This is a genomic window from Thioalkalivibrio sp. ALE10 (assembly GCF_000381385.1).
GTDB lineage: Bacteria > Pseudomonadota > Gammaproteobacteria > Ectothiorhodospirales > Ectothiorhodospiraceae > Thioalkalivibrio.
In genome coordinates this window covers 277,936-301,372 of sequence record NZ_KB906452.1, presented here as the reverse complement: position 1 = coordinate 301,372, position 23,437 = coordinate 277,936, and the positions used below count along the sequence as shown (strand labels likewise).

At 67.4% G+C, this 23,437-nt stretch carries 16 protein-coding genes and 1 tRNA gene; 6 read left to right on the top strand and 11 right to left on the bottom strand.

The genetic code is table 11. From position 1 onward, the window contains the following. Positions 1-10: 10 nt before the first annotated feature. From F788_RS0107880 to aroB, 9 genes are all read right to left on the bottom strand, one after another. Complete coding sequence (locus F788_RS0107880) at positions 11-1,351, bottom strand: hypothetical protein (protein WP_019589809.1); 1,341 nt, start codon at positions 1,349-1,351, stop codon at positions 11-13. Positions 1,352-1,396: 45 nt separating this feature from the next. Further along, positions 1,397-1,473, bottom strand: a tRNA-Ile gene (locus F788_RS0107875). Between the two features lie 121 nt (positions 1,474-1,594). Further along, positions 1,595-3,478 carry an RNA polymerase sigma factor RpoD gene (gene rpoD, locus F788_RS0107870; protein ID WP_019589808.1) on the bottom strand — a complete coding sequence of 628 codons (1,884 nt, stop codon included), beginning with the start codon at positions 3,476-3,478 and terminating at the stop codon, positions 1,595-1,597. Between the two features lie 188 nt (positions 3,479-3,666). Next, positions 3,667-5,484, bottom strand: a complete 1,818-nt coding sequence (gene dnaG, locus F788_RS0107865; protein ID WP_019589807.1) for a DNA primase — start codon at positions 5,482-5,484, stop codon at positions 3,667-3,669. 203 nt (positions 5,485-5,687) lie between these two features. Next, positions 5,688-6,284, bottom strand: a complete 597-nt coding sequence (locus tag F788_RS0107860; RefSeq protein ID WP_019021728.1) for a Uma2 family endonuclease — start codon at positions 6,282-6,284, stop codon at positions 5,688-5,690. A gap of 149 nt (positions 6,285-6,433) precedes the next feature. Beyond that, complete coding sequence (gene gltB / locus F788_RS0107855) at positions 6,434-10,894, bottom strand: glutamate synthase large subunit (RefSeq protein ID WP_019589806.1); 4,461 nt, start codon at positions 10,892-10,894, stop codon at positions 6,434-6,436. 141 nt (positions 10,895-11,035) lie between these two features. Continuing rightward, positions 11,036-12,784, bottom strand: a complete 1,749-nt coding sequence (locus F788_RS0107850) for an AAA family ATPase (RefSeq protein ID WP_019589805.1) — start codon at positions 12,782-12,784, stop codon at positions 11,036-11,038. A 5-nt stretch (positions 12,785-12,789) separates the two neighbouring features. Then, complete coding sequence (locus tag F788_RS0107845) at positions 12,790-13,977, bottom strand: deoxyguanosinetriphosphate triphosphohydrolase (RefSeq protein WP_019589804.1); 1,188 nt, start codon at positions 13,975-13,977, stop codon at positions 12,790-12,792. Then, entirely contained in the window at positions 13,967-15,064 is a 1,098-nt protein-coding gene (gene aroB / locus F788_RS0107840; RefSeq protein ID WP_019589803.1) for a 3-dehydroquinate synthase, read from the bottom strand. Before aroB ends, F788_RS0107845 begins: the two co-directional genes overlap by 11 nt. A gap of 235 nt (positions 15,065-15,299) precedes the next feature. Between aroB and rpsU the strand changes: the two genes are divergently transcribed. The 4 genes from rpsU (at position 15,300) to hemE (ending at position 18,621) form a co-directional block, all read left to right on the top strand. Further along, positions 15,300-15,515, top strand: a complete 216-nt coding sequence (gene rpsU, locus F788_RS0107835) for a 30S ribosomal protein S21 (protein ID WP_018870999.1) — start codon at positions 15,300-15,302, stop codon at positions 15,513-15,515. Between the two features lie 68 nt (positions 15,516-15,583). Then, positions 15,584-16,033 carry a GatB/YqeY domain-containing protein gene (locus F788_RS0107830; protein ID WP_019589802.1) on the top strand — a complete coding sequence of 150 codons (450 nt, stop codon included), beginning with the start codon at positions 15,584-15,586 and terminating at the stop codon, positions 16,031-16,033. 109 nt (positions 16,034-16,142) lie between these two features. Then, entirely contained in the window at positions 16,143-17,552 is a 1,410-nt protein-coding gene (locus F788_RS0107825; RefSeq protein ID WP_019021733.1) for an FAD-dependent oxidoreductase, read from the top strand. Between the two features lie 7 nt (positions 17,553-17,559). Then, positions 17,560-18,621 carry a uroporphyrinogen decarboxylase gene (hemE, locus tag F788_RS0107820; protein ID WP_019589801.1) on the top strand — a complete coding sequence of 354 codons (1,062 nt, stop codon included), beginning with the start codon at positions 17,560-17,562 and terminating at the stop codon, positions 18,619-18,621. A gap of 51 nt (positions 18,622-18,672) precedes the next feature. Here hemE and F788_RS0107815 read toward each other — a convergent pair whose 3' ends face one another. Further along, positions 18,673-19,293: a hypothetical protein gene (locus F788_RS0107815; protein WP_019589800.1), complete on the bottom strand. Its 621-nt coding sequence runs from the start codon at positions 19,291-19,293 to the stop codon at positions 18,673-18,675. Between the two features lie 2 nt (positions 19,294-19,295). Continuing rightward, positions 19,296-21,665 (bottom strand): penicillin-binding protein 1A, encoded by a 2,370-nt coding sequence (locus F788_RS0107810; protein ID WP_019589799.1) that lies wholly within the window; start codon positions 21,663-21,665, stop codon positions 19,296-19,298. Between the two features lie 142 nt (positions 21,666-21,807). Here F788_RS0107810 and F788_RS0107805 point away from each other — a divergent pair, with 142 nt between their 5' ends. Together F788_RS0107805 and F788_RS0107800 are read left to right on the top strand one after the other, a co-directional pair. Then, the gene (locus F788_RS0107805; RefSeq protein WP_026279590.1) at positions 21,808-22,875 is read left to right on the top strand and encodes a pilus assembly protein PilM; all 1,068 of its coding nucleotides are present in this window, start codon (positions 21,808-21,810) and stop codon (positions 22,873-22,875) included. After that, positions 22,872-23,426: a PilN domain-containing protein gene (locus tag F788_RS0107800; protein WP_019589798.1), complete on the top strand. Its 555-nt coding sequence runs from the start codon at positions 22,872-22,874 to the stop codon at positions 23,424-23,426. The genes F788_RS0107805 and F788_RS0107800 overlap by 4 nt, the downstream gene beginning before the upstream one ends. The last annotated feature ends 11 nt before the right edge of the window (positions 23,427-23,437 follow it).

Below are 23,437 nucleotides of genomic sequence, written 5' to 3'. Positions count from 1 at the left end.
GGCGGTGGCGTCAGGGGGTGCTGACGCGCTCGAGTTCCGGGTCGGTCATCAGCTGATCCGTGACCATGTACCAGTGAGCCTCGCCCAGATCGCCGGCCTCCTCAAGGCTCGGTTCGCCATCCGGCATTTCGTTTGCGGGCAACCGTCGGCGTTCCATCTCCACCCGGTCTTCCGAGAAGGCGTGCACCAGGGTGATCTCGGTTACATCCTGGAATTCGCCGTCAAAATGCCTGCGCTGGGTGCTGGTGTAGACCCCGGGTTCGCCGTCGAATTGAACCACGCTCGTGCGGAAACTACCCCAGCCGCGGCCACTGCCCCGGGAATATATGCCATTGACATGGACCGCATTGTCCGCAGGGCGGTGGAAGAACAGGCCTCGTGCGACCCCCAGTTCTTCGCCGTCGTCGATGTAGTGCGACCCTTCTTCGACCGCGCCCGGAGTGGGCTCGACCAGCAGGCCCCGCTTGACGGTACCCCGCACCCCGAAGTCCCCCTGGTCGGCGGGGATCTCGATGCGGGCGCTGTACTCGGTCTGCCCCTGAGCCGGGGGCTCATCGAACACCAGGCGGCCAACGATGTCTCCGTCCGGTCCACGCATCCCCTCCGGCAGATCGAAACAATGCGGTTCGGCGGATGTGGGCACGCTGATCCGGACTTCCTGTTCCGGCTCGTCGAGGTTGAGGTGCGGCAAGACCAGCCGCCACGGGGTGGTGTCGATTTGTGCCAGGTCCAGGCGGGGGCGGGTCTCCGTGGCGACCAGCGAGGCCTTTTCAAAGCGGAGTTCCCAGCTCCGGCCGCCATCGGTGACGGTGAGGTGGTTCGGGGCGTCCGGGTTGCCCACCACCGCGTCCTCGGGGCATTCCAGGTCACCCGCGCCACGGCGTTCCGGACTCCGCATGTGGAAGTGCTCTTCGTTGATGCGCCACTCCCCGTCCTGGCGGGTCAGCCGGATATCGGCGTCGAGCCCGGAGGCCATCTCCCGGCGCGCGTCCTCGTCGGTGACGCGAAGGTCGGCCTCGATCCGCGCCTGACCGTCGTCCGCGTCGATGACATCGATCCCGGCGATCTCGGTGGAGGTCTTGAACAGTTCCAGCTGGGCGCCCAGCTCCTTGAGCATCGCCTTTTCGCCGTCGGTGAATCCCTCCAGTTCGCTCAGGGCCTCGGCGCTGTAGAAGCGCTCGAGCGCGTCCCGGTCGCTGAAGTCGACCTTCGTCCCCCAGTATTCCTCGAAAAAGGCGACCGGGTCGTACCCGGCCAGGGCCGGGGCGGCCCAGACGGTCGTGGCGCAAAGGGCAAGCGTCGAGAGGGCGTGACGGCAGCTTTTGAGCGGCGGGGCAACGGTTCTGGGCATCGGAAGATCCTCAATGGCAGGCAGGCGGGCAGGCGCGCAAGCGAGTGGTGGGCCCGGTCGGACTCGAACCGACGACCAAAGGATTATGAGTCCTCTGCTCTAACCAACTGAGCTACAGGCCCGGGTGCTCGGGTGGGTCTGCGGCGCGGGGCCGCAAACGACTGCGGCGCCATTCTACCCCGAGGGGGCAGGGCGCCGCATCGTGGAGGGCTGGCCCGTCTGCGGGACGGGCGGGGACACCGGTTATTCGGCGTCCATGTAGGTGCGCAGGAGTTCCGCGCGGGTCGGGTGGCGCAGCTTGCGCAGGGCCTTGGCCTCGATCTGACGGATGCGCTCGCGGGTGACGTCGAACTGCTTGCCGACTTCCTCGAGGGTGTGGTCGGTGTTCATGTCGATGCCGAAGCGCATGCGCAGGACCTTGGCCTCGCGCGGGGTCAGCGTGGACAGGATCTCGCGGGTGGCCTCGGTGAGGCTTTCCTGGGCGGCGGATTCGGTCGGCGAAGCGACCTTCTCGTCCTCGATGAAGTCGCCCAGGTGCGAGTCTTCGTCGTCGCCGATCGGGGTCTCCATGGAGATCGGTTCCTTGGAGATCTTCATCACCTTGCGGATCTTGTCCTCGGGCATCTCCATGCGCTCGGCCAGCTCTTCCGGCGTGGCCTCGCGGCCCATCTCCTGCAGCATCTGGCGGGAGACGCGGTTGAGCTTGTTGATGGTCTCGATCATGTGCACCGGAATACGGATGGTCCGGGCCTGGTCCGCGATGGAGCGGGTGATGGCCTGGCGGATCCACCAGGTGGCGTAGGTCGAGAACTTGTAGCCGCGACGGTATTCGAACTTGTCCACCGCCTTCATCAGACCGATGTTGCCTTCCTGGATCAGGTCGAGGAACTGCAGGCCGCGGTTGGTGTACTTCTTGGCGATGGAGATCACCAGGCGCAGGTTGGCCTCGACCATCTCCTTCTTGGCGCGGCGGGCCTTGGCCTCGCCGATGGACATGCGGCGGTTGATCTCCTTGATCTCTGAGATGCTGAGGCTGGCTTCGCGTTCGATCTCGGCCAGCTTCTTCTGCGTGCGCACGATGTCGTCCTCGAACTCGGCAAGGGCGCTGACATACTTGCCCTTGCCTTCCTTCTGGACCTCCTGGATCCAGTTGAGGTTGGTCTCGTTGCGCGGGAAGCCGTCGATGAAGGTCTTGCGCGGCATGTGCGCCTGGTTCACGGCCATGTCCATGATCCGGCGTTCGTGCTTGCGGATCCGGTCGATGGTGTCGTGCAGTTCCTGGGTCAGCTGGTCGACCACGCGCGGCACCAGCTTGAACTCCATGAAGTACTTCGCGGTCTGCTCGCGCGCAGTGGCGTAGGCCTCCATGTCGCCGGCCTCGAAGGCGGCGTGGGCGCGGGCGTGCAGTTCGCGCAGTTTTTCGAAGCGCTGGCGGGCCTCTTCGGGGTCGGGCCCGCTGTCCACCGGTTCGCCGGCTTCTTCGTCGGCTTCGTCCACGGCTTCGGAGATGGCGTCCAGTTCGGGCGAGGCGGCCTCTTCCTTTTTCGGCTGAGGCTGCTCCTTGACGTCGACCTCTTCGGCCAGGCCGCGGGCGACGGCCTCGCCATTGGTGCCGTCGGGTTCGATGAAGGACACCACCAGGTCGGTCAGGCGGCTGCCGTTCTCGACGATCTGGTCGTAATCCTTGATGAGCTTGTCGATCGCGCCGGGATGGTGGGCCAGCGCGAACAGGACCTGCATCAGGCCTTCTTCGATACGTTTGGCGATGCGGATCTCGCCCTCGCGGGTGAGCAGTTCCACGGTGCCCATCTCGCGCATGTACATGCGCACGGGATCGGTGGTGCGGCCGAAGTCGCTGTCGGCGGAGGCCAGTGCGGCGACCGCGTCCTCGGCGTCCTCGTCGGCGGACACCGAGCCGTCGGACAGCAGCAGGCTGTCGGCATCGGGCGCCTGTTCGTGGACTTCGATGCCCATGTCGTTGATCATCGCGATGATGTCTTCGACCTGGTCGGAGTCGATGATGGTTTCGGGCAGGTGGTCGTTCACCTCGGTATACGTGAGGTATCCCTGCTCCTTGCCCTTGGCAATGAGTTCCTTGAGCTGGGATTGCTGCTCTTCACGGTTCATCGCGATCTGATCTCCGAGGTTCGTCGTTCGGCTTCGAAAAGTGAACCCTGCATTATAGCAGAAGTTTCTTATATTGCTCGCCCCGCGAGGCGCGCGAAAAATGGTTCGTGCAATCAAGTGGATGCGGGCACGAACGGGGATTTCAAGGGGTCACGGGTTGCAGCTGTGACTGCGGCGCGGTCTCGCCTTCAGCCCTGCAGGATGGAGGTGAGACGCGCGAGTTCGTCGCGTTGTTCCGTATCCAGACTCCCGGAAGCGGTGAGTTCACGGATGCGTTCGCGGCAGTGGCGCCGCAGCAGCTGGTCGGCGGCGTCCAGTGCGACCTGACGGGTCATCCCGTCTTCGCCGTCGTGCAGCTCGGCGCCGGCCAGCGACAACAGGCGTTCGAAGCGCGGGTGTTCGCGGAATCGCTCCAGCAGCCGCGCGGTATCCGGCCGCGGCTGCTCGCCCAGGGCCTCCAGCAGTCGGCCGAGGGTGCCGGAGGCCTCGCCGCTGGCCGCCGCCAGCTCGCGCAGGGCGGGGGTGTCCCAGTCCAGTTCCGGATGCTGCAGGATGCGCGCGAGCAGTGCGGCCCACAGCGACGAGCTGCGGCGACCGCCGGCGCCGGCCGGCTCGCTCCGTGAGGGGGTGCCGGCCGGTGGCCGGGCGGTCATCTCCGGGTCGTGGGCCGGCGGGGCGTTGGCCCCCGACGCGGGTGCGGGCCCGCGTGCGGAACCGGCGTCGGCGGAGGCGGCAGCCTGCAGCTGTTCCTCCAGGCGCTCGCGCGGGAGGTGGCTCTCCTCGGCGACGCGCTCGCACAGCAGTTCGCGGAACAGCGGATCGCGCGTGGTGGCGATGCGGCGCACCGCGGCGTGGGCGAAATGCGTGCGCCCTTCCGCGGTGTCGGTGGGGTGTTCGTCGCGCAGCAGGCGGATCAGGGCCTCGGACAGCGGCAGGGCCTGCTCCAGCAGCCGTTCCCAGGCGGCGAGGCCTTCGCGGCGCACCAGGCTGTCGGGGTCGTCGCCCTCGGGCAGGAACAGGAAACGGACCTCACGCATGCCCTGCATCACCGGCAGTGCCTGTTCCAGCGCGCGCGAGGCGGCGCGGCGTCCGGCGGCGTCGCCGTCGAAGCACAGGGTCAGGTGGCCGACCTGGCGGAACAGTACGTCGAAGTGGCTGCGTCCCAGAGCCGTCCCCATGCAGGCGACCGCCCGGTGGTAGCCGCTGCGGGCCAGCGCGACCACATCCATGTACCCCTCGACCACCACCAGGTGATCCAGCCGGGTCTGCGCGCGGCGGGCCTCGAACAGGCCGTAGATGGTCTGTCCCTTGTGGAAGACCGTGCTCTCGGGGCTGTTGAGGTACTTGGGCTCGCCGTCGTCGATCAGGCGCCCGCCAAAGCCGGTGATGCGCCCGCGCCGGTCGCGGATGGGGAACATGATGCGGGAGCGGAAGCGTTCGCGCAGGTCGCCATTGTCGCGGCGCGCGGCGAGGCCGGCATCCACCAGCTGCTGCGGGGAGAAACGATCCGACAGGGCCTGCAGCAGCCCCGATGCCGGGGCCCAGCCGAGGCGGAAATCGCGCGCCGTGGCGCCGTCGATGCCGCGGTTCTTCAGGTAATCGACCGCGCGCGGGGTCTCACGCAGCTGGCGCACGAAGTAGTCCGCCGCCGCCTCCAGCGCCGCGTACAGCGGCGCGGTGGCATCCTGGCGCGGGCTGTCGTCGTGTTCGCGCGGGACCTCCAGGCCGGCCTGCTCGGCGAGCTGTTCCACCGCCTCGGGAAAGCTGAGGTTCTCGTAATCCATCAGGAAGCCGATGGCGGTGCCGTGCACGCCGCAGCCGAAGCAGTGGTAGAACTGCTTCTGCGGGGATACGTAGAACGACGGGGTCTTTTCGCCGTGGAACGGGCAGCAGGCGGCGTATTCGCTGCCGGCCTTCTTCAGGCTGACGCGCCGGCGCACCACTTCCACGATATCGGTGCGCTCGAGCAGCTCGTCGATGAATGCCTGCGGGATACGGCCTGCCATGGTCCTCGTCGCCGGACGGGAGAGTCCGCCCCGGGCGGGGCGTGGCCGTTCATAATACCGCGCCCGCACCCGCAGGGACCATTGGCCCGCCGGAGATAGCGGTCGGAGCGCCGGATCGCGCAGGGGGCTGCGCTCCTACATCACCGCACAGGGGGCGGGCCCGGGCCGTGGGAGGCCGGCCCTCCGGCCGATCAGGTGCGGGGTCAGCGGTATGGCGGGGCGGGGTCCTCGGCGACGGCGTTGGGGTCGATGCCGGTGTAGAGCTCCTCCACGGGCAGGCTCCATTCCAGCTCGGGGAGCTCCAGGCGGTCCTCGGCGCCGAGGTGTCCCGCGGCCCAGCCGGCGCTTCGCCGATAGACCTGGACCGCCGGGCGCTGCTGCTCGACGATCAGGTAGGTGGCGAGGCTGTCGAGCCGGGTGTAGGCCAGCAGCTTCTCCCGGCGGTCGACGCGTTCGGTGGCCGGTGAGGCCACCTCGGCAATCACCCGCGGGCGCTCGAGATAGTAGCGGTGGCGGTCGTCCGGGTCGCACCCGACCACGACGTCGGGGTAGTAGAACAGCTCGTCGTCGCCCAGGCGCAGATGCACCTTCATGTCGGCCATGAAGGTCTGGCACGGGCCGCCGCGCAGGGCGGCGTGCAGGGCAGCGAACAGATTTCCGGTAATCAGGTTGTGATTGCGACTGGCCCCGCCCATGGCATAGACGGCGCCATTGACGTATTCGTGCCGGATCTCGGTCTCCAGCTCTCCCTGCAGGTATTCGTCCACCGGTGTGAACGTCCGGGCGTTGGCCATTCCCATCGGCTGCCTCCGTACCAAGAATGCCGTTACTGCCCCCAGTATTGACCTGCGGGCCTGCAGCGTCCAGTGGTGTCCGGCGAAGGGGGCCGCAAACAGAACGGGCCCCTTGCGGGGCCCGTGACGGGTCTGGCTCCGGGGTGCAGGCCCGGTCAGGCCGCCTGGCGCAGGTTGGCGAGCAGGCCGCTGAGATCGGCCGCCTTGGGTTTGACCAGCCAGAAGGAACCCTGCCAGCTGTCGAACTGTTCGAGGACCTGGCGGCCCCAGGCGCTGTCCGTCTCGTGCACGAACTCGGTGATGAGTTCCTCGAGATAGTTGCGATGGGCCTCCATGTCCTCGGTGTCGAGGCGGTGCAGGTCGATCAGCTCGTTGTTGATGCGGTCGGGGAAGTCGTTCTCCCGGTCGAGCACGAAGGCGAAGCCGCCGGTCATGCCGGCACCGAAGTTGACGCCGGTGCCGCCGAGGATGGTCATCACCCCGCCGGTCATGTACTCGCAGCCGTGGTCGCCGACGCCTTCCACCACCGCGATGGCCCCGGAATTGCGCACGCCGAAGCGCTCGCCGGCCTGACCGGCGGCGAACAGCTTCCCGCCGGTGGCCCCGTACAGGCAGGTGTTGCCCATGATGGTGGTGTCCTGGCTGGCAAAGCCCGAACCTTCCGGCGGGCGGATCACCAGCTTGCCGCCGGTCATGCCCTTGCCGACGTAGTCGTTGGCATCACCTTCCAGGTACAGGTGCAGGCCACCGGCGTTCCACACCCCGAAGCTCTGCCCGGCGGTGCCCTGCAGGCGTACCTGCAGCGGGGCTTCGGCCATGCCCTGGTTGCCGTGGCGTCGGGCAATCTCGCCGGAGAGCCGCGCGCCGATGGAGCGGTCGGTGTTGCTGCACTGATAGTGGTGCTCGCCGCCGGACTTGTTTTCGATGGCGTCGAGCATGTCCGCGACCATCCGTTCGGCCAGTTCGCCCTTGTCGAACGGCTCGTTCTTCGGCTCCTTGCAGAAGCGCGGCTTGTCGTCCAGGTCGCCGGTCTCCAGCAGGCGGTCGACGGCCAGGTGCTGCTGCCGGGGCGTTTCGCCCGGCAGGACCTCGAGCAGGTCGGTACGGCCGATCAGGTCCGTCAGGCTGCGCACGCCCAGTTTCGCCATCCACTCGCGGGTCTCGCGGGCGACGAACTGGAAGTAGTGCATGACCATCTCGGGCAGGCCGATGAAGTGGTTCATGCGCAGCACCTTGTCCTGCGTGGCGACACCCGTCGCACAGTTGTTCAGGTGGCAGATGCGCAGGTACTTGCAGCCCAGCGCGACCATCGGGCCGGTGCCGAAGCCGAAGCTCTCGGCACCCAGGATCGCCGCCTTGATCACGTCCAGCCCGGTCTTCAGGCCGCCGTCGGTCTGCAGGCGCACCTTGTCGCGCAGGTCGTTGCCGCGCAGGGTCGCGTGGGTCTCGGCCAGGCCCAGCTCCCACGGGGTGCCGGCGTACTTGACCGAGGTCAGCGGGCTGGCACCGGTGCCGCCGTCGTAGCCGGAGATGGTGATCAGGTCGGCGTAGGCCTTGGCCACACCGGCGGCCACGGTGCCGACACCGGCCTCGGAGACCAGCTTCACCGAGACCAGGGCGTTGGGGTTCACCTGCTTGAGGTCGAAGATCAGCTGCGCCAGGTCCTCGATGGAGTAGATGTCGTGATGCGGCGGCGGCGAGATCAGGGCCACGCCCGGATTCGAATAGCGCAGCTCGGCGATCATCTTGTTGACCTTGTGGCCCGGCAGCTGGCCGCCTTCGCCGGGCTTGGCGCCCTGGGCGACCTTGATCTGCAGGACCTCGGCGTTGACCAGGTAATGCGGGGTCACGCCGAAGCGGCCGGAGGCCACCTGCTTGATCTTCGACATCCGCTCGGTGCCGTAGCGGGACACGGCCTCGCCGCCCTCGCCGGAGTTGGAACGCCCGCCGAGGCGGTTCATCGCGGTGGCGAGAGCCTCATGGGCCTCCGGCGACAGCGCGCCCAGGCTCATGCCGGCGGAGTCGAAACGCGGCAGGATGTCGGCCTCGGATTCGACCTCGTCGACCTCGATCGGCTCGATGTCCTCGCGCGGCTTGAGCAGGTCGCGCAGGGTCGCCACGGGGCGTTCGTTTACCAGGGCTGCGTATTCCTGGTACACCCCGTAGTCACCGGACTGCACCGCGCGGTGCAGGGTCTGGATCACGTCCGGGTTGTAGGCGTGGTATTCGCCGCCATGGATGTACTTCAGCAGCCCGCCCTGCTTGGGCGCCTTGCGCGGATTCCAGGCACGCTGTGCGAGGGTATCCAGGTCTTCCTCGATATCGGCAAAACGGGTGCCGCGGATGCGGCTGGTGGTGCCCTTGAAGCAGGTCTCCACAACCTCGTCGGCGAGACCGACGATCTCGAACAGCTGGGCCCCGCGGTAACTGGCGATGGTCGAGATCCCCATCTTGGACAGGATCTTGAACAGGCCCTTGTTGATCCCCTTGCGATAGTTCTGCGCCAGGGTAAGGGCGTCCACCCCGGGGATTTCCCCGGATTCGCTCATGCCGTGCAGCGCGGAGTAGGCGAGATAGGGGTAGATCGCGGTCGCGCCATAGCCGATCAGGACCGCGAAGTGGTGCGGGTCGCGCACGGTGGCGGTCTCGATGACGATGTTGGCATCGGTACGCAGGCGTGCGGCGATCAGGGCGTGATGCACCGCGCCTACTGCCAGCGCCGCGGGGATCGGCCGGCGCTCGCGATCGATCGCGCGGTCGGACAGTACGAGGATCACGGCGCCGTCGCGCACCGCCTGTACCGCGTCTTCGGTGAGCTGCTTCAGCGCCGATTCGAGGCCGTGGTGCTGGCGGTCGTAGTTGAGGTCCAGGCGCTCAACCCGGAAGGCGTCGTCGGTGACGTTGCACAGTTCGCGGAATTTCGCCTCGGACAGCACCGGAGAATCCGCGACCAGTCGGTGGGCGTGTTCCGGGGTTTCCTCGAACAGCCCCTGTTCGCGGCCGAAGCAGGTCTCCAGCGACATCACGATGCTCTCGCGCAGCGGGTCGATCGCCGGGTTGGTGACCTGGGCGAACTGCTGGCGGAAGTAGTCGTACAGCGAACGGGTCTGCTGCGACAGCACGGCGAACGGGGTGTCGTCGCCCATCGAGCCGACGGCCTCCTGGCCGGCTTCGGCCAGCACGCGCAGGACCTGGTCCCGTTCCTCGAAGGTGACGTCGAACAGCTTTTCGTAGGTCTCCAGGCGGTCGGCAGGCATCGGCTCGCCGGAAAACAGCTGGTTGTCGTCCAGCTGGCTTTTCAGGTGGTGCACCTGCGCGCGCAGCCACTGGCGATAGGGCTGACGCTTGCGGTTGATCCGGTCGATGTCCTCGGGCTGCAGCAGATCGCCGGTTTCGGTATCCACGGCGAGCATCTGTCCGGGCTTCAGGCGGCCCTTGGCGACCACGTCCTCGGGGGCGTAGTCGTACACGCCGATCTCCGAGGCCAGGGTGATGTGACGATCCTTCGTGATCACGTAACGCGCCGGGCGCAGGCCGTTGCGGTCCAGGGTGCAACCGGCGTAGCGGCCGTCGGTCAGGACGATGCCGGCCGGGCCGTCCCAGGGCTCCATGTGCATGGAGTTGTACTCGTAGAACGCGCGCAGATCCGGATCCATGTGCGCGACGTTCTGCCACGCCGGCGGGACCAGGAGGCGCATCGCACGGAACAGGTCCATGCCGCCGGCCAGCAGGACCTCGAGCATGTTGTCGAGGCTCTGCGAATCGGAACCTTCCAGGTTCACCAGCGGTTCCAGCTCGGACAGTTCCGGCAGCAGTTCATTGGCGAACTTGTGCTGGCGCGCGACCGCCCAGTTGCGGTTGCCCTGCACGGTGTTGATCTCGCCGTTGTGGGCGAGGAAGCGGAACGGCTGGGCCAGGCCCCACTGCGGCCAGGTGTTGGTGGAGAAGCGCTGGTGGAACACGCAGATCGCGGTTTCCAGCTCCGGGCGCTGCAGGTCGGGGTAGAACACCGGCAGGTTGGCCGGCATCACCAGACCCTTGTACGACAGTACCCGCGCCGACAGGCTCGGCACGTAGAACACCGGGTCCGAAGCCATCGCCATCTCGGCGCGCCGCCGCGCGACGTACAGGGCGCGTTCGAAGGCGTCGCCGTCCATCTCCGCCGGGGCGTTGACGAACAGCTGGAGGACGTGCGGCCGGGTGCGCAGGGCTTCCGCCCCGCAGGCGTCGGGATCGACCGGAACTTCGCGCCAGCCGGCCAGGGTCAGGCCGCCACGGTCGAGGGCGTCTTCCACTGCGGCACGGGTCTCGGTGATGGCCTCGGGGTTGATGAACACCAGGCCGGCGGCGAAGCGTTCGGCCAGCGCGATGCCGGCTTCATCCGCGAGCTGGCGCAGGAACGGTTCGGGGGTGCGCATCAGCAGGCCGCAGCCGTCGCCGGTCTTGCCGTCGGCGGCGATCGCGCCGCGATGCGTCAGCCGTTCGAGAGCCCGTATTGCAGTTTCCAGTACCCAGTGGCTGGCCTGCCCGTCCATGTGTGCGATGAGGCCGAATCCGCAGTTGTCGCGTTCGAATTCGGGGCGATGGAGGGTGCCGGTCAGTCGGGTCTGCTGCATCGATAGGCCTCCGGTCGTGGTGCGTATGCACCAGGCTGGAAAAAGGGGCGCAGGAATATACCGGAATGATCGTGTTCCGGCAAACCGGAGGGGTGCAATTACACGCGCAGGTGGAGTGGACAGCCCTGCCCGGGGCCGGTGTCAGCGGCGGGCCGCCTCCTGGACCGAACCCATTGAGCGGATCCAGGTGCCGGCGTCCCGCGCGCTGTCCGGCAGCTCGGCAGCCGCCTGTTCCGCAGCGCCCCGGTCGGGGAAGGCGCCGGCGAGGATCACGACGTAGTCGTTCCCGTCCGTCCGGGTGGGGATGTAGCGGATGCCGCCGAGATTGTGGCGCTCGGCGTATTCGCGCGCGGTGTCCATGTCCGGCGCGGCCACCAGCTGGATGGTCATGCGCGAGGCATCCTGACCCTCGAGCCATTCCAGGTCGCCTTGCAGGCGCTCGCCGTCGCCCTCGGCGTCGGCCAGGGCTTCGGTGGTGTGATCGGCCGGCTCGGGCTCGGGCTCGGGCTCCGGTTCCGGTTTCGGTTCTGGTTCTGGTTCTGGTTCCGGCTCGGCGTCGGGGGTCGGGCCCGGCTCTTCCGGCATCTCCGCCGGTTCGTCGGTGGCTGGCGGGGGCAGGATGGGCTCCGGTTCCAGCCGGGCGATCTCCTGTGACGGCTCTTCCGCTTCGAGGGGCGGGTCCGTGGCCGCGTCCCGCTCGTCCGGGCGTTCCGGCAGGGGCAGTTCCACCCGTTCTTCGGGTTCCGGGGCATGCTCGGGCGAGCCGCTCAGCAGCTGCCACAGCAGCGGGGCGGCGATCCCGAAGGCCACGGTGGCGGCTACGGCGGGAACGAACCAGCGCTGGTTCCAGAACGGTTGTGCTTCTGCCGGCGCGAGGGGCGGGTCCTCCGCCGTGGTTCCGGCGGCGGCGTCCGGGGTATCGCGCTCGCCGCGCAGGGCGAAGGCGGCCGGGGTGAAATCGTCGCCGTCGCGGCTGGCACGGAGGCTTTCTCCGGGATCGGGGGCGGGCCCGGGTTCGGTTCCCGACCGCGCCGTCCCGGATTCCGCAACTTCCTGTTTGTCGCCGGCGTCGGCGGCATCGGTGGCGGCTGCTTCTCCGGCGGACATGCCTGCAGGGGCCGCAGCCGTGCCCGGTGCCGGGCGACATTTCGCTTCCAGCAGGATCCGCGCCTCGCGGTTGAGGGCGCCCGGCAGCCCCTGGCTGTCGGTCTGCAGGCGCTGCACGGCCTCGCGCGGGATCAGGGTATCCGGGTCTTTGGCACCGGCGGCCAGCAGACGATGACGCAGGTAGGCGGCGGTCTGTTCGAGGTTGAACGCGCGCAGGCTCAGGCGGGTCAGCTGGTCCTCGTCTCCCGGGTCCGGCAGGTACAGGCGGCGGCGCAGGAGTCCCGCGCCGCCGACCAGGACGATGCGCGGTGCGCGACCATGCTGCTCGAGGATCTCCGAGCGCATGCGCAGCAGGTTGTTGACGATGTCGGTGCCCACCAGGTGGGCGTCGTCCATCGCGATCACCGGTACGAATCCGTCGACGACCCGCTGGGCGAGCAGTTCGGTCAGCGAGCGATCGGGGTCATCCGCGTTCTGCGAGCGCAGGTAGTTGCGGATGGTCAGGTCCACCGACTCGAAATGGGTGTTGATGCGTGCCTTGAAGGCGATGAGTTCGTAGCCCTCGGGCAGCATGCCGAGCAGGCGCATCAGCTGCAGGCTGCGGCCGGAGCCGTTGTCGCCGGTCAGCAGAACCACGGCACCGGGATGCTCCAGCGCCTGTCGCGCGGATTCCAGGACACCGTCCAGCAGCGGATCGGTGTACAGGAAGTCCGCGTCGGGCACCTCCGCGAACGGGTCGGTGCGCAGGCCCAGCTGTTCCAGGCATTGGTCGCGGAGTGCCATGGCGGTCAGGTCAGGGTGCCGAGGTCGAACAGGCGGTGATGTTCGCGGATGGCGTGGCGGTCGGTCATGCCGGCGATGTAGTCGGCGATGGCGCGCTGCTGTCCGTGCGGATCATCCTCGCTCAGGGCGCGGGCGTGGCGCTGGTAGTGCTCCGGCATCAGGCGCGGGTCGCGGTCGAAGGCGGCGAACAGGTCGAGGATGATCTGGCGCGCCTTGTGCATTACGCCATGGACCTGGTGATGCCGGTAGAGGTTTTCCCGCAGGAAGGTCTTGAGCATGCGGTTGCGCTCGGCCATCTCCGGGCTGAAGCGGATCAGCGGGCCGCTCTCCGCGCGCACGGCGTCGATCGATTCCGGGCTGCTGCTCTCGATCGCGTGGCGGCTGGTGGTGACCAGGTCCTGGACCAGGGTGTCGATCATGCGCCGCACGGTTTCGTGCTGTACGCGGCGGGCCTCCAGCCTCGGGTAGCGCGCGCGCACCGCGTCGAGGCAGTCGCGGAACAGCGGGACTTCCATCAGCTGGTCCAGCTGCAGCAGGCCGGCGCGCAGGCCGTCGTCGACATCGTGATTGTTGTAGGCGATCTCGTCGGCGACGTTGGCCAGCTGGGCCTCCAGCGATGGCTGGCCGCGCTGCAGAAAGCGCACGCCCACCTCGCCGAGGATGCGGGCGTCTTCCGGCGAGCAGTGCTTGAGGATGCCCTCGCGGGTCTCGAAGGTCAGGTTGAGGCCGTCGAAGTCGGCGTAATGCGCCTCGAGGTGGTCCACGATCCGCAGCGACTGCAGGTTGTGTTCAAAGCCGCCATGTTCGCGCATGCAGTCGTTCAGGGCGTGCTGCCCGGTGTGGCCGAACGGGGTGTGGCCCAGGTCATGGGCCAGCGCGACCGCCTCGGTGAGGTCTTCGTTGAGGCCCAGGGCGCGGGCGACGGAGCGCCCGATCTGCGCGACCTCCAGCGAATGCGTGAGGCGGTTGCGGAACAGGTCGCCCTCGTGGCTGATGAACACCTGGGTCTTGTACTCGAGACGGCGAAAGGCGCTGGAATGCACGATCCGGTCGCGGTCGCGCTGGAACTCGCTGCGGTGGCGCGGGGCGTCTTCCGGATGCCGGCGGCCGCGTGTCCGCTCCGGGGCGGCCGCCCACGGGGCGAGGCCGACGCCGTTCGGGGTGCGGGCGATCGAGGCGGTCTCAGGCGGCACGGGCGGTCTCGTCGAGGGTGTGTTGCAGCGCGTGGTCGTCGAACTCGGCGGTCAGCTCGGCGGCGCCCAGCCCGCGCAGCAGCACCAGCCGCAGGCGCCCTTCGCTGACCTTCTTGTCGATCCCCATCAGTTCGCGGAAGCGGGCGGCATCCAGTTCCGCCGGCGGGTGGGTGTCGAGGCCGGCGCGGTGGATCAGGGCCTCGGCGCGCGCGGCGTCGGCCGGCGCCAGCCAGCCCATGCGCGCGGACATCCGGGCGGCCATGGCCATGCCGGTGCCTACCGCCTCGCCGTGCAGCCAGGCGCCATAGCCCATGCCGGTTTCAATGGCGTGGCCGAAGGTGTGGCCGAGGTTGAGCAGGGCGCGGCGGCCGGATTCGCGTTCGTCCGCGGCGACCACTTCGGCCTTGCAGGCACAGGAGCGGCGGATGGCGTGGGCCAGCGCCTCGGGTTCCAGGGCGAGCAGGCGGTCGAGGTGTTCCTCCAGCCAGGCGAAGAAATCCGCGTCCTGCATCAGGCCGTACTTGATGACTTCGGCGAGACCGGCGCGCAGCTCGCGGGTCGGCAGGCTCTGCAGGCTGTCGGTGTCGATGACCACCGCGCGCGGCTGGTGGAAGGACCCGATCATGTTCTTGCCCAGCGGGTGGTTGACCCCGGTCTTGCCGCCCACGGAGGAGTCGACCTGCGCGAGCAGGGTGGTCGGGACCTGAACGAAGTCGATTCCGCGCTGGTAGATCGCGGCGGCAAAACCGGCGATGTCGCCCACCACGCCACCCCCCAGTGCGACGATACGGCTGCCGCGGTCAAAGCGGGCCTCCAGCAGCCGGGTCAGGATCTGTTCCACCGTCGCCAGGGTCTTGTGCGATTCGCCGTCGGGCAGCTCGATCCACAGGGGCTCGCCGCGCACACCGGCCGCGGCCAGGCTGGCGCGCAGGCGCTCGCCATACAGCGGACCCACGGTACTGTTGGTGACGACCGCGACGCGCCGTCCCTCCAGCACCGGAGCGAAACGTTCGGCCCGCGCGGCCTCGCCGGGGCCGATGTGGATCGGGTAGCTGCGTTCGCCCAGTTCGACGTTCAAGGTTTCCATAGGGTCATCATAGCGTGCACGTCGCGTGCTCGTAAGTCAGGCCCGTGAACCTGTGCGTCTCGTGAAACGCGACTCGAGCGCGAACGTGCACATGGATCCGCGTTTCCCGAGTCACGGGCTTTTCCAAAGGGGCTGTCCTGGATTATCATGCTTCGTTCTGCATGGCGGGCGTGTGTGCCGGCCATGGCTTAACGTACACCGTTTCGTCGAAACCAATGCTGTAACCGGAGATTGTATGCCGCACGTTCGAGTCCGCGAAAACGAACCCTTCGAGGTTGCCCTGCGCCGTTTCAAGCGCACCTGTGAAAAGGCCGGTGTGGTGGCCGAAGTCCGCCGCCGCGAGTACTACGAGAAGCCCACGGCCGAGCGCAAGCGCAAGGCGGCCGCCGCGGTGAAGCGGCAGCTGAAGAAGAATTCGCGCGACATGACCCGTCGGCCGCGGCTGTACTGAACCCCGCGGAGCCCCGGCCCGACCGGGCCCGTGGCTTGCGCATGAATCCTTGCGAGGAGGGATGCCGAATGTCGCTGAAGGCCCGGTTGCAGGATGACGTGAAACAGGCCATGCGGGCCCGGGAACGGGACCGCCTGGCGATCCTGCGTCAGATTCAGGCGGAAATCTCCCAGTTCGAAGTCGACGAGCGCCGCGACGCGGACGACGACGCCGTGCTCGCGATCCTCAACCGCATGCTGAAGCAGCGGCGCGATTCCATCGAGCAGTACCGTCAGGGCGGGCGCGACGATCTCGCCGACCGTGAGGCCGCGGAGATTGACGTGGTGGAGGCCTACATGCCCGAGCCGCTCGACGACGCCGCGCTGGATGCGGTGATTGCCGAGGTCATCGCCGAGACCGGGGCCGAGGGCCCGGGTGACATGGGCCGGGTGATGGGCGTACTCAAGCCGCGGGTCTTCGGGCGTGCCGACATGGGTGCCGTCAGCGGCAAGGTCCGCGCAGCACTGGGGAAATCTTGACCCCGGACGGGCCCGTGTCAAATGTTGTCCTCGTATGACCTGCCGCGCCGGTGCCGGGCCCCCTCCGGCCGTTGTGGCCCCGACCCCGTTTCGTTGGAGCGACTGACCCATGGCGACCAATCCGATGCAGTTCCTGGACCTCCCGCGCCAGGATCCCCAGAAGACCCCCGCGGAAATCCGCATCCACGAGTTCGGCGAGATCATCGGCCAGTTCGATCCCGCCACCGCCGGCCAGCAGGCCGGGCGCTGCCTGGCCTGCGGCAATCCCTATTGTGAGTGGAAGTGCCCGGTCCACAACTTCATCCCCAACTGGCTGAAGCTGGTGGAGGAAGGCAATCTGTTTGCCGCCGCCGAGATGTCGCACAAGACCAACTCCCTGCCGGAGGTCTGTGGCCGGGTGTGCCCGCAGGACCGCCTGTGCGAGGGTGCCTGCACCCTGAATGACGGCTTCGGCGCGGTCACCATCGGTTCGGTGGAGAAATACATCACCGACGAGGCGCTGAAGGCCGGCTGGCGGCCCGATCTGTCGGATGTGGTGCCGACCGGCAAGCGGGTCGCGGTGATTGGCGCCGGGCCGGCCGGTCTCGGCTGTGCCGACATCCTCGCGCGCAATGGTGTCGAGGCGGTGGTCTATGACCGTTACCCCGAGATCGGCGGGCTGCTGACCTTCGGGATCCCCCCGTTCAAGCTGGAAAAGAACGTGATCCGCACCCGTCGGGAACTGCTCGAGGGCATGGGCGTGGAGTTTCGCCTGAATACCGAGATCGGCCGCGACGTGGAGTTCCAGGCGCTGCTGGACGAATACGACGCGGTCTTCCTCGGCATGGGGACCTACAACGCGATGCAGGGCGGCTTTCCCGGCGAGGATCTGCCCGGGGTCTATCCGGCCCTGCCGTTCCTGGTGTCCAACATCCGCGAAGTGATGGGCTGGGAGCACGACGAGAACGGTTTCGTCGACATGGCCGGGCAGCAGGTCGTGGTCCTCGGCGGCGGCGACACCGCAATGGACTGCAACCGCACCTCCATTCGCCAGGGCGCCACCTCGGTGACCTGTGCCTACCGCCGTGACGAAGAGAACATGCCGGGCTCGCGCAAGGAGGTCGTGCATGCGCGCGAGGAGGGCGTGCACTTCGAGTTCAACGTGCAACCGCTCGAGATCGTGGGCGACGACAAGGTCGAGGGTGTGAAGGTCGTGCGCACCCGGATGGGTGCACCGGACGAGCGTGGCCGGCGGCGTCCCGAGCCGGTGCCGGGTTCCGAGTACGTGATCCCCGCCGACCGCGTGCTGGTGGCTTTCGGCTTCCGTCCGTCACCGTCCGACTGGTTCGGCGAACACGGCATCGACATCGACGAGGGCGGCCGCGTCCGTGCGCCGGAGTCCGGCCGGCATGCCTTCCAGACCGCCAACGAGAAGGTTTTTGCCGGCGGCGACATGGTCCGCGGCTCCGACCTGGTGGTCACCGCCGTCTTCGAGGGCCGCCAGGCCGCCGAAGGCATTCTTGAATACCTCGGCGTCTGAGGACTGCATGGCCCAGCAACTCGAAAACGACCGCCTCCTGCGGGCACTGGCCCGCGAACCGGTGGACCGCCCGCCCGTCTGGATCATGCGTCAGGCCGGTCGCTATCTGCCGGAGTACCGCGAGACACGGGCGCAGGCCGGCAGCTTCATGAGCCTGTGCCAGAACCCGGAGCTGGCCTGCGAAGTCACCATGCAGCCGCTGCGGCGTTTTCCTCTGGATGCCGCCATCCTGTTTTCGGACATCCTCACCATCCCCGATGCCATGGGGCTGGGTCTGTACTTCGAGACCGGTGAGGGACCGAAATTCCGCGATCCGGTGCGCAGCCCGGAAGCCATCGAGCGGCTGCCGGTCCCCGACCCGGAGGATTCGCTGGGCTATGTGACCGATGCGGTGCGTCTGATCCGGCGCGAACTCAACGGCCAGGTACCGCTGATCGGATTCGCCGGCAGCCCCTGGACCCTCGCCACCTACATGGTGGAGGGTGGCAGCTCGCGCGATTTCGCCGAGACCAAGCGCCTGCTGTATGGCGATCCGCAGGCCATGCATGCGCTGCTGCAGAAGGTGGCCGATGCGGTCACCGAATACCTGAATGCGCAGATCCGCGCCGGGGCTCAGGCGGTCATGGTCTTCGATACCTGGGGCGGTGCGCTGACACCGCGCAGCTACCGCGAATTCTCGCTGGCGTACATGCAGCGTATCGTCGACGGCCTGATCCGCGAGAACGAAGGCCGTCGCGTCCCGGTGACCCTGTTCACCAAGGGCGGCGGGGCCTGGCTGGAGGCGCAGGCCGACACCGGCGCGGATGGCCTGGGCCTGGACTGGACGATCGAGATCGGCGAGGCCGCGCAGCGCGTCGGCGACCGTGTCGCCCTGCAGGGCAATCTCGATCCCTCCGTGCTGTATGCCCCGGAAGCCGTGGTGCGCGAGGAGACCCGGCGTGTTCTTGACGGCTTCGGCCGCGACACTGGCCACGTCTTCAATCTCGGGCACGGCGTGCACCCGGCGATCGATCCGGATCGCGTGGCGGCGATGGTCGATACGGTGGTCAATTACCGTCGCGCTGACTGAGCCGGGAACGCACCGAATCACCCCTCCCGCTTCGGAAGGGGTGCGGGCGCCTCAGAGGCGTTCCGCCTCGCGGCCCTCCGTCAGGAGGCGTTCCACTTCTCCGGCCCCGGCCCGGGCCATGGGTTTGCCGTCCACCGGCGAGGGTGGTGCCTGGCGGATCCCGTCCAGCGGAAAGATCGTCAGTTCGACCTCGGTGTCGTCCGGTCCGCGGAAGGCGATGAAGGGCACGCGCTGCTCACGGCCCTGCCGGCTGCGGTAGCGGCGCTCGCCGGTTTCGCAGTGGATACCGCGGTCGGCCAGATCGATCAGCACCTCTTCCACGGTCTCGGCGAATCCGTGCAGATTGATCACCGGGAAGCGTTCGATCATCCCCGTGAGCAGCGGTCCGACCAGGCGCGGCTCCAGATGCGACAGGCGCTGCATCACCTGCAGTGCCGCGGCAAGGCGGTTGCGATACGCCTGGCGGCTCTCGTCGGTCGCGAACAGCCGGCTGCGTTCCAGTGCGGCATCCTGGATCTCGATGTTCGCCGGCATGTCGTGGCGAGCGTCCACCCCGAGGTGTTCCGCGGCCTTGCGCTTGGCGAGACCGAAATCGCGGATGCCCTCGTCGAGCAGGATTCGCCCGGCTTCCTGGGCGAGTTCATGACGCAGTCGGGAGCCGTTGCTGCTCATCGTCAAAAGACCGATTCGGGTTGCTGGCCGCGACCGTTGCGGTCGTCACCCGGAATGCTGCGCGAACGCTCGGGAATTTGCTGCGGGAGCAGCCATTCGGTGGTTGCACGGCTGTCACCGGCGTCGGGTGCGCGCCCGCCGTCGGGCAGGATGCTCACCCGTACCAGGTCGTCCGGCCGTTCCGGAAGGCTTTCCTCGGTGTCCGTCAGGGCGCTCCCCATGAAGCGGGTCCATATTGGCAGGGCAGCCCGCCCTCCGCTCTCGCGGCGGCCGAGCTCCCGGTTGTCGTCGAACCCGATCCACGACGTCGCCACCAGTTCGCCGTTGAATCCGGCGAACCATGCGTCGCGATAGTCGTTGGTGGTGCCGGTCTTTCCCGCCAGATCGGAACGGCCCAGTTCCTGCGCCCGCCGTCCGGTGCCGGCGTCCACTACGTGTTTCAGCATCCGGCTCATCTGCCAGGCGACGCCGGGCTCCAGGACTGGCACCGGGTCGCGTTGCTGCAGAACCGTCTCGCCGGTGGACAGCGTAAGGTCCTGCCCGGGCGGATTGTCGCAGGGCGGTTCACAGCTGCGGGGAGCGGGTGCCTGATAGAGCAGCTCGCCATCCACGGTTTCGATCCGCGAGATGATCCAGGGGCTGTGCAGTCGCCCGCCGCTGGCGAACACGCCGTAGGCCGTGTTGAGCTGCAGAGGCGTGAGTGAACCGGTGCCCAGCACCATGGAGAGGTTGCGCGGCTGGCGCTCCGGGTCCAGCCCGAAACGTCCCAGCTGATCGTGCACGTTCTCAACGCCGATCGTGTCGAGCAGACGGATCGAAGCCAGATTGCGCGAATGCGCCAGCGCGCTCTGCATCGGCGTGTCGCCCTGGAACTGGCGCGAATAGTTCTGCGGGCGCCATTCCGCCCCCAGGGCCGGGTCATCAAACACCATCGGGGCATCCACCAGCGTGCTGCGTGGCCGGTAGCCCTCGCGCAGCGCCAGGGCATACACCAGCGGCTTGAAGGCCGAGCCGGGCTGGCGTTGTGCCTGGACGGCCCGGTTGTAATGGTTGTCGAAAAAGTCGAAGCCGCCGGCCAGGGCCAGAATGGCGCCGTCGTCGGGGGACTGGGCGATCAGCGAGCCGGTGACTTCGGGTTTCTGTGCCAGTCGCCACCCGGTCTCTTCATGCGCCCGGATCCGTATGACGTCCCCTCGCCGGAGGTCCGGTGAATCCGCCCGCGCCAGACCCTCGGCGGTCAGTTCGATCTCCCCGATGCAGCCGCCGTCGACCCGCAGGGTCCCGTCGTCGCCGGTCTCCAGCACCGCGGCGGGATAGAGGAGGCGTCCGTGAATGCCCAGGTTTCTCAGTGCCCGTTCGCGGGCGTCGGCGGAGGCCATCTGGTCGTCGGACAGCCGCGCTTCCGGACCCCGAAAACCGTGACGTTCGTCATATTCCAGGAGTCCCGCGCGCAATGCCTGGTTGGCGGCCTCCTGATAGTCGGGGTCGATCGTCGTGTACACCTGCAGACCACGCCGATAAGCGTCCTCTCCCCACAGGTTGACGACGATGCGGCGGGCATCCTCCGCCACCCAGTGAGCGTCGATCTCGGTCTGTGCAGTGTGCCGTTCCGACGCGACCGGCCGCTCCACGGCCGCTGCGTGCTCCTCGGCGGAGATGGCGCCGGTGTCCAGCATCCGGCCGAGGACGTAGTCGCGGCGGATGCGTGCACGTTCCGGGCTGGTCACCGGGTTGGTGGTGGACGGGGCCTTGGGCAGGGCTGCCAGGATGGCGATCTCGTCGAGTTCCAGCTCGTCCAGCGAGCGGCCGAAATACACGCGCGATGCCGCTTCCACGCCGTAGGCGCGCTGCCCGAGGTAGATCTTGTTCAGATACAGCTCCAGGATCTCGTCCTTGCCGAGTTCCTGTTCCAGCCGGATGGCCAGGAAGATCTCGCGCAGCTTGCGCTCGTAGGTGCGGTCCCGGGTCAGGAAGATGTTGCGGGCAAGCTGCATGGTGATGGTGCTGCCCCCCTGGGTCCGTTCCCCGGTGCTCACCAGATTGACTGCGGCGCGCGCCAGACCGAAGACGTCGATGCCCGGGTGGCGGAAGAACCGCTCGTCCTCGGCGGCCAGAAACGCCTGGATCACGGGCTCGGGAACATCCTCGATCTCCACCGGAATGCGCCTTTCTTCCGCGAACTCCCCCATCAGGCTGCCATCCGCCGCCCGGATCTGCAGCGGCGTCTGCAACCGCACCTCGCGTACGGCTTCCGGTTCGGGTAGTGTCGGGGCGTAATAGGCGTACAGCCCGAGCAGCGCCGCCGAGCCGGCGATCACGAGGGTCAGGGTTATGGCCGCCAGAGCGGTGACAAGCTTCACAATCCGGTGCATGACTCTAAATTTTGTGGGGAGAAGGTGAGGGATCGCCTTCAGAGCGATTTGCAACCCCGAAAACGTCATGTATATTAATCGTTGCTAGCATTCGAGATTGTAACGCTACCAGCTGCAATCATCGGGGTATACAGGGGGATGTGTGCTGAATCTCGGAAAATCCAGGCCCGCACTGCTGGGCGTTGATGTCAGTTCGGCGGCCGTCAAGGTCCTCGAGCTTGGTCGACACGGAAAGGGATATCGGGTCGAGGCATTCGCCGTCGAGCCGCTGCCGGACGGTGTCATGGTCGACAAGGTCTGCCAGGACACCGAAGCGGTTGGTGCAGCGCTTGGACGTGCAGTCAAGCGCTCCGGTTCCCGTCTCAAACAATGCGCGATGGCCGTACCGTCCTCGGCCGTCATCACCAAGACCATCCAGCTGTCTGCCAGCCTCAGCGAATCGGAGCTGGAAGGGCAGGTGTTCGTCGAGGCCGACCAGTACATTCCGTACACCCTGGAAGAGGTCAATCTCGACTTCCAGGTGCTGGGGCCCAACGCAAAGAACCCGCAGATGCAGGATGTCCTCGTCGTTGCCTCGCGGCGCGAGAACGTGGAATCGCGCATCGCCATTGCCGAGGCGGCAAAGCTCTCGGTGGAGCTGGTCGACGTCGAGGCCTATGCCATCGAACATGCCTCCGAGCGCCTGATGGAGCATATACCGGACCGGGAGAACAAGCCGATGGTGGCCATCGTGGACGTCGGCTCGTCGGTGACGGCGGTCTATGTCGTGTCGCAGACCGAAGGGGTCGTGTACACGCGCGAACAGAATTTCGGTGGCCGGATGCTCACCGAAGAGATCATGCGGCGCTACAACATGAGCTATCAGGAAGCCGGCTCGGCGAAGATGAGCGGCGATCTCCCTGCGGATTACGTCAGCGAGGTCCTGGAGCCTTTCAAGCAGACGATGATGGATCAGATCCAGCGGTTGCTGCAGTACTTCTATGTGACGCGACCCCAGGACACCATCGATCACGTGCTGCTCGGCGGCGGTTGTGCGGCCATTCCGGGAGTCGACGAGATGCTGGAGGAAACCACCTCCACGCCGGTTTCCGTGGCCAACCCGTTCCGTGGAATGGCGCTGTCCCGCCGCATCAATCAGCAGCGATTCACCAATGATGCGCCGGCCCTGCTGACGGCCTGCGGCCTGGCACTGCGGGGGCAAACATCATGATTTCTGTCAATCTGCTTCCCTGGCGCGAACGTGCCCGCGAGCAGCGGCGCAAGCAATTCTTTGTCTCCGCCGGCGTGGCCGCTGCGGTGGGTGTGGTCCTCGCGTTCGGTGGTTACACCTACATGGAATCCCTGATCGACCATCAGGAAGCCCGCAATCAGGTGCTCGAAGAAGAGATCCGCGAACTCGACCGCAAGATCGCCGAGATCGAGGAACTCGAAGAGAAACGCGAGGACCTCGTCGCGCGGATGGACGTCATCCAGACGCTGCAGGCGCAGCGCCCCGAGGCCGTCCACCTGTTTGACCAGATGGTGGTGACCCTGCCGGACGGCACCTACGTCAACGAGATCACTCAGGACGGATCGCGTATTCAGATTCGCGGCCTGTCGGAATCCAACACCCGCATCTCCGCGATGATGCGCAATCTGGATGACTCCCCGTGGCTGGGCAGCTCCAACCTGCAGATCATCGAAACCCGCGAGGAAGGCCGTATCCAGGTGAGGGATTTCCGCCTCGACGCACGGCAGACCCGGCCGGACAATGGCGAGTAGGGAGACTGCCC

Bases quoted from the DNA above. Each gene is read 5' to 3' on its own strand.
- F788_RS0107830 (WP_019589802.1), top strand. From the start codon at position 15,584: ATGTCGCTGAAGGCCCGGTTGCAGGATGACGTGAAACAGGCCATGCGG.
- rpoD (WP_019589808.1), bottom strand. From the start codon at position 3,478: ATGAACCGTGAAGAGCAGCAATCCCAGCTCAAGGAACTCATTGCCAAG.
- F788_RS0107815 (WP_019589800.1), bottom strand. From the start codon at position 19,293: ATGAGCAGCAACGGCTCCCGACTGCGTCATGAACTCGCCCAGGAAGCC.
- F788_RS0107850 (WP_019589805.1), bottom strand. From the start codon at position 12,784: ATGGCACTCCGCGACCAATGCCTGGAACAGCTGGGCCTGCGCACCGAC.
- hemE (WP_019589801.1), top strand. From the start codon at position 17,560: ATGGCCCAGCAACTCGAAAACGACCGCCTCCTGCGGGCACTGGCCCGC.
- F788_RS0107860 (WP_019021728.1), bottom strand. From the start codon at position 6,284: ATGGGAATGGCCAACGCCCGGACGTTCACACCGGTGGACGAATACCTG.
- rpsU (WP_018870999.1), top strand. From the start codon at position 15,300: ATGCCGCACGTTCGAGTCCGCGAAAACGAACCCTTCGAGGTTGCCCTG.
- aroB (WP_019589803.1), bottom strand. From the start codon at position 15,064: ATGGAAACCTTGAACGTCGAACTGGGCGAACGCAGCTACCCGATCCAC.
- F788_RS0107800 (WP_019589798.1), top strand. From the start codon at position 22,872: ATGATTTCTGTCAATCTGCTTCCCTGGCGCGAACGTGCCCGCGAGCAG.
- F788_RS0107880 (WP_019589809.1), bottom strand. From the start codon at position 1,351: ATGCCCAGAACCGTTGCCCCGCCGCTCAAAAGCTGCCGTCACGCCCTC.
- F788_RS0107825 (WP_019021733.1), top strand. From the start codon at position 16,143: ATGGCGACCAATCCGATGCAGTTCCTGGACCTCCCGCGCCAGGATCCC.
- gltB (WP_019589806.1), bottom strand. From the start codon at position 10,894: ATGCAGCAGACCCGACTGACCGGCACCCTCCATCGCCCCGAATTCGAA.
- F788_RS0107810 (WP_019589799.1), bottom strand. From the start codon at position 21,665: ATGCACCGGATTGTGAAGCTTGTCACCGCTCTGGCGGCCATAACCCTG.
- dnaG (WP_019589807.1), bottom strand. From the start codon at position 5,484: ATGGCAGGCCGTATCCCGCAGGCATTCATCGACGAGCTGCTCGAGCGC.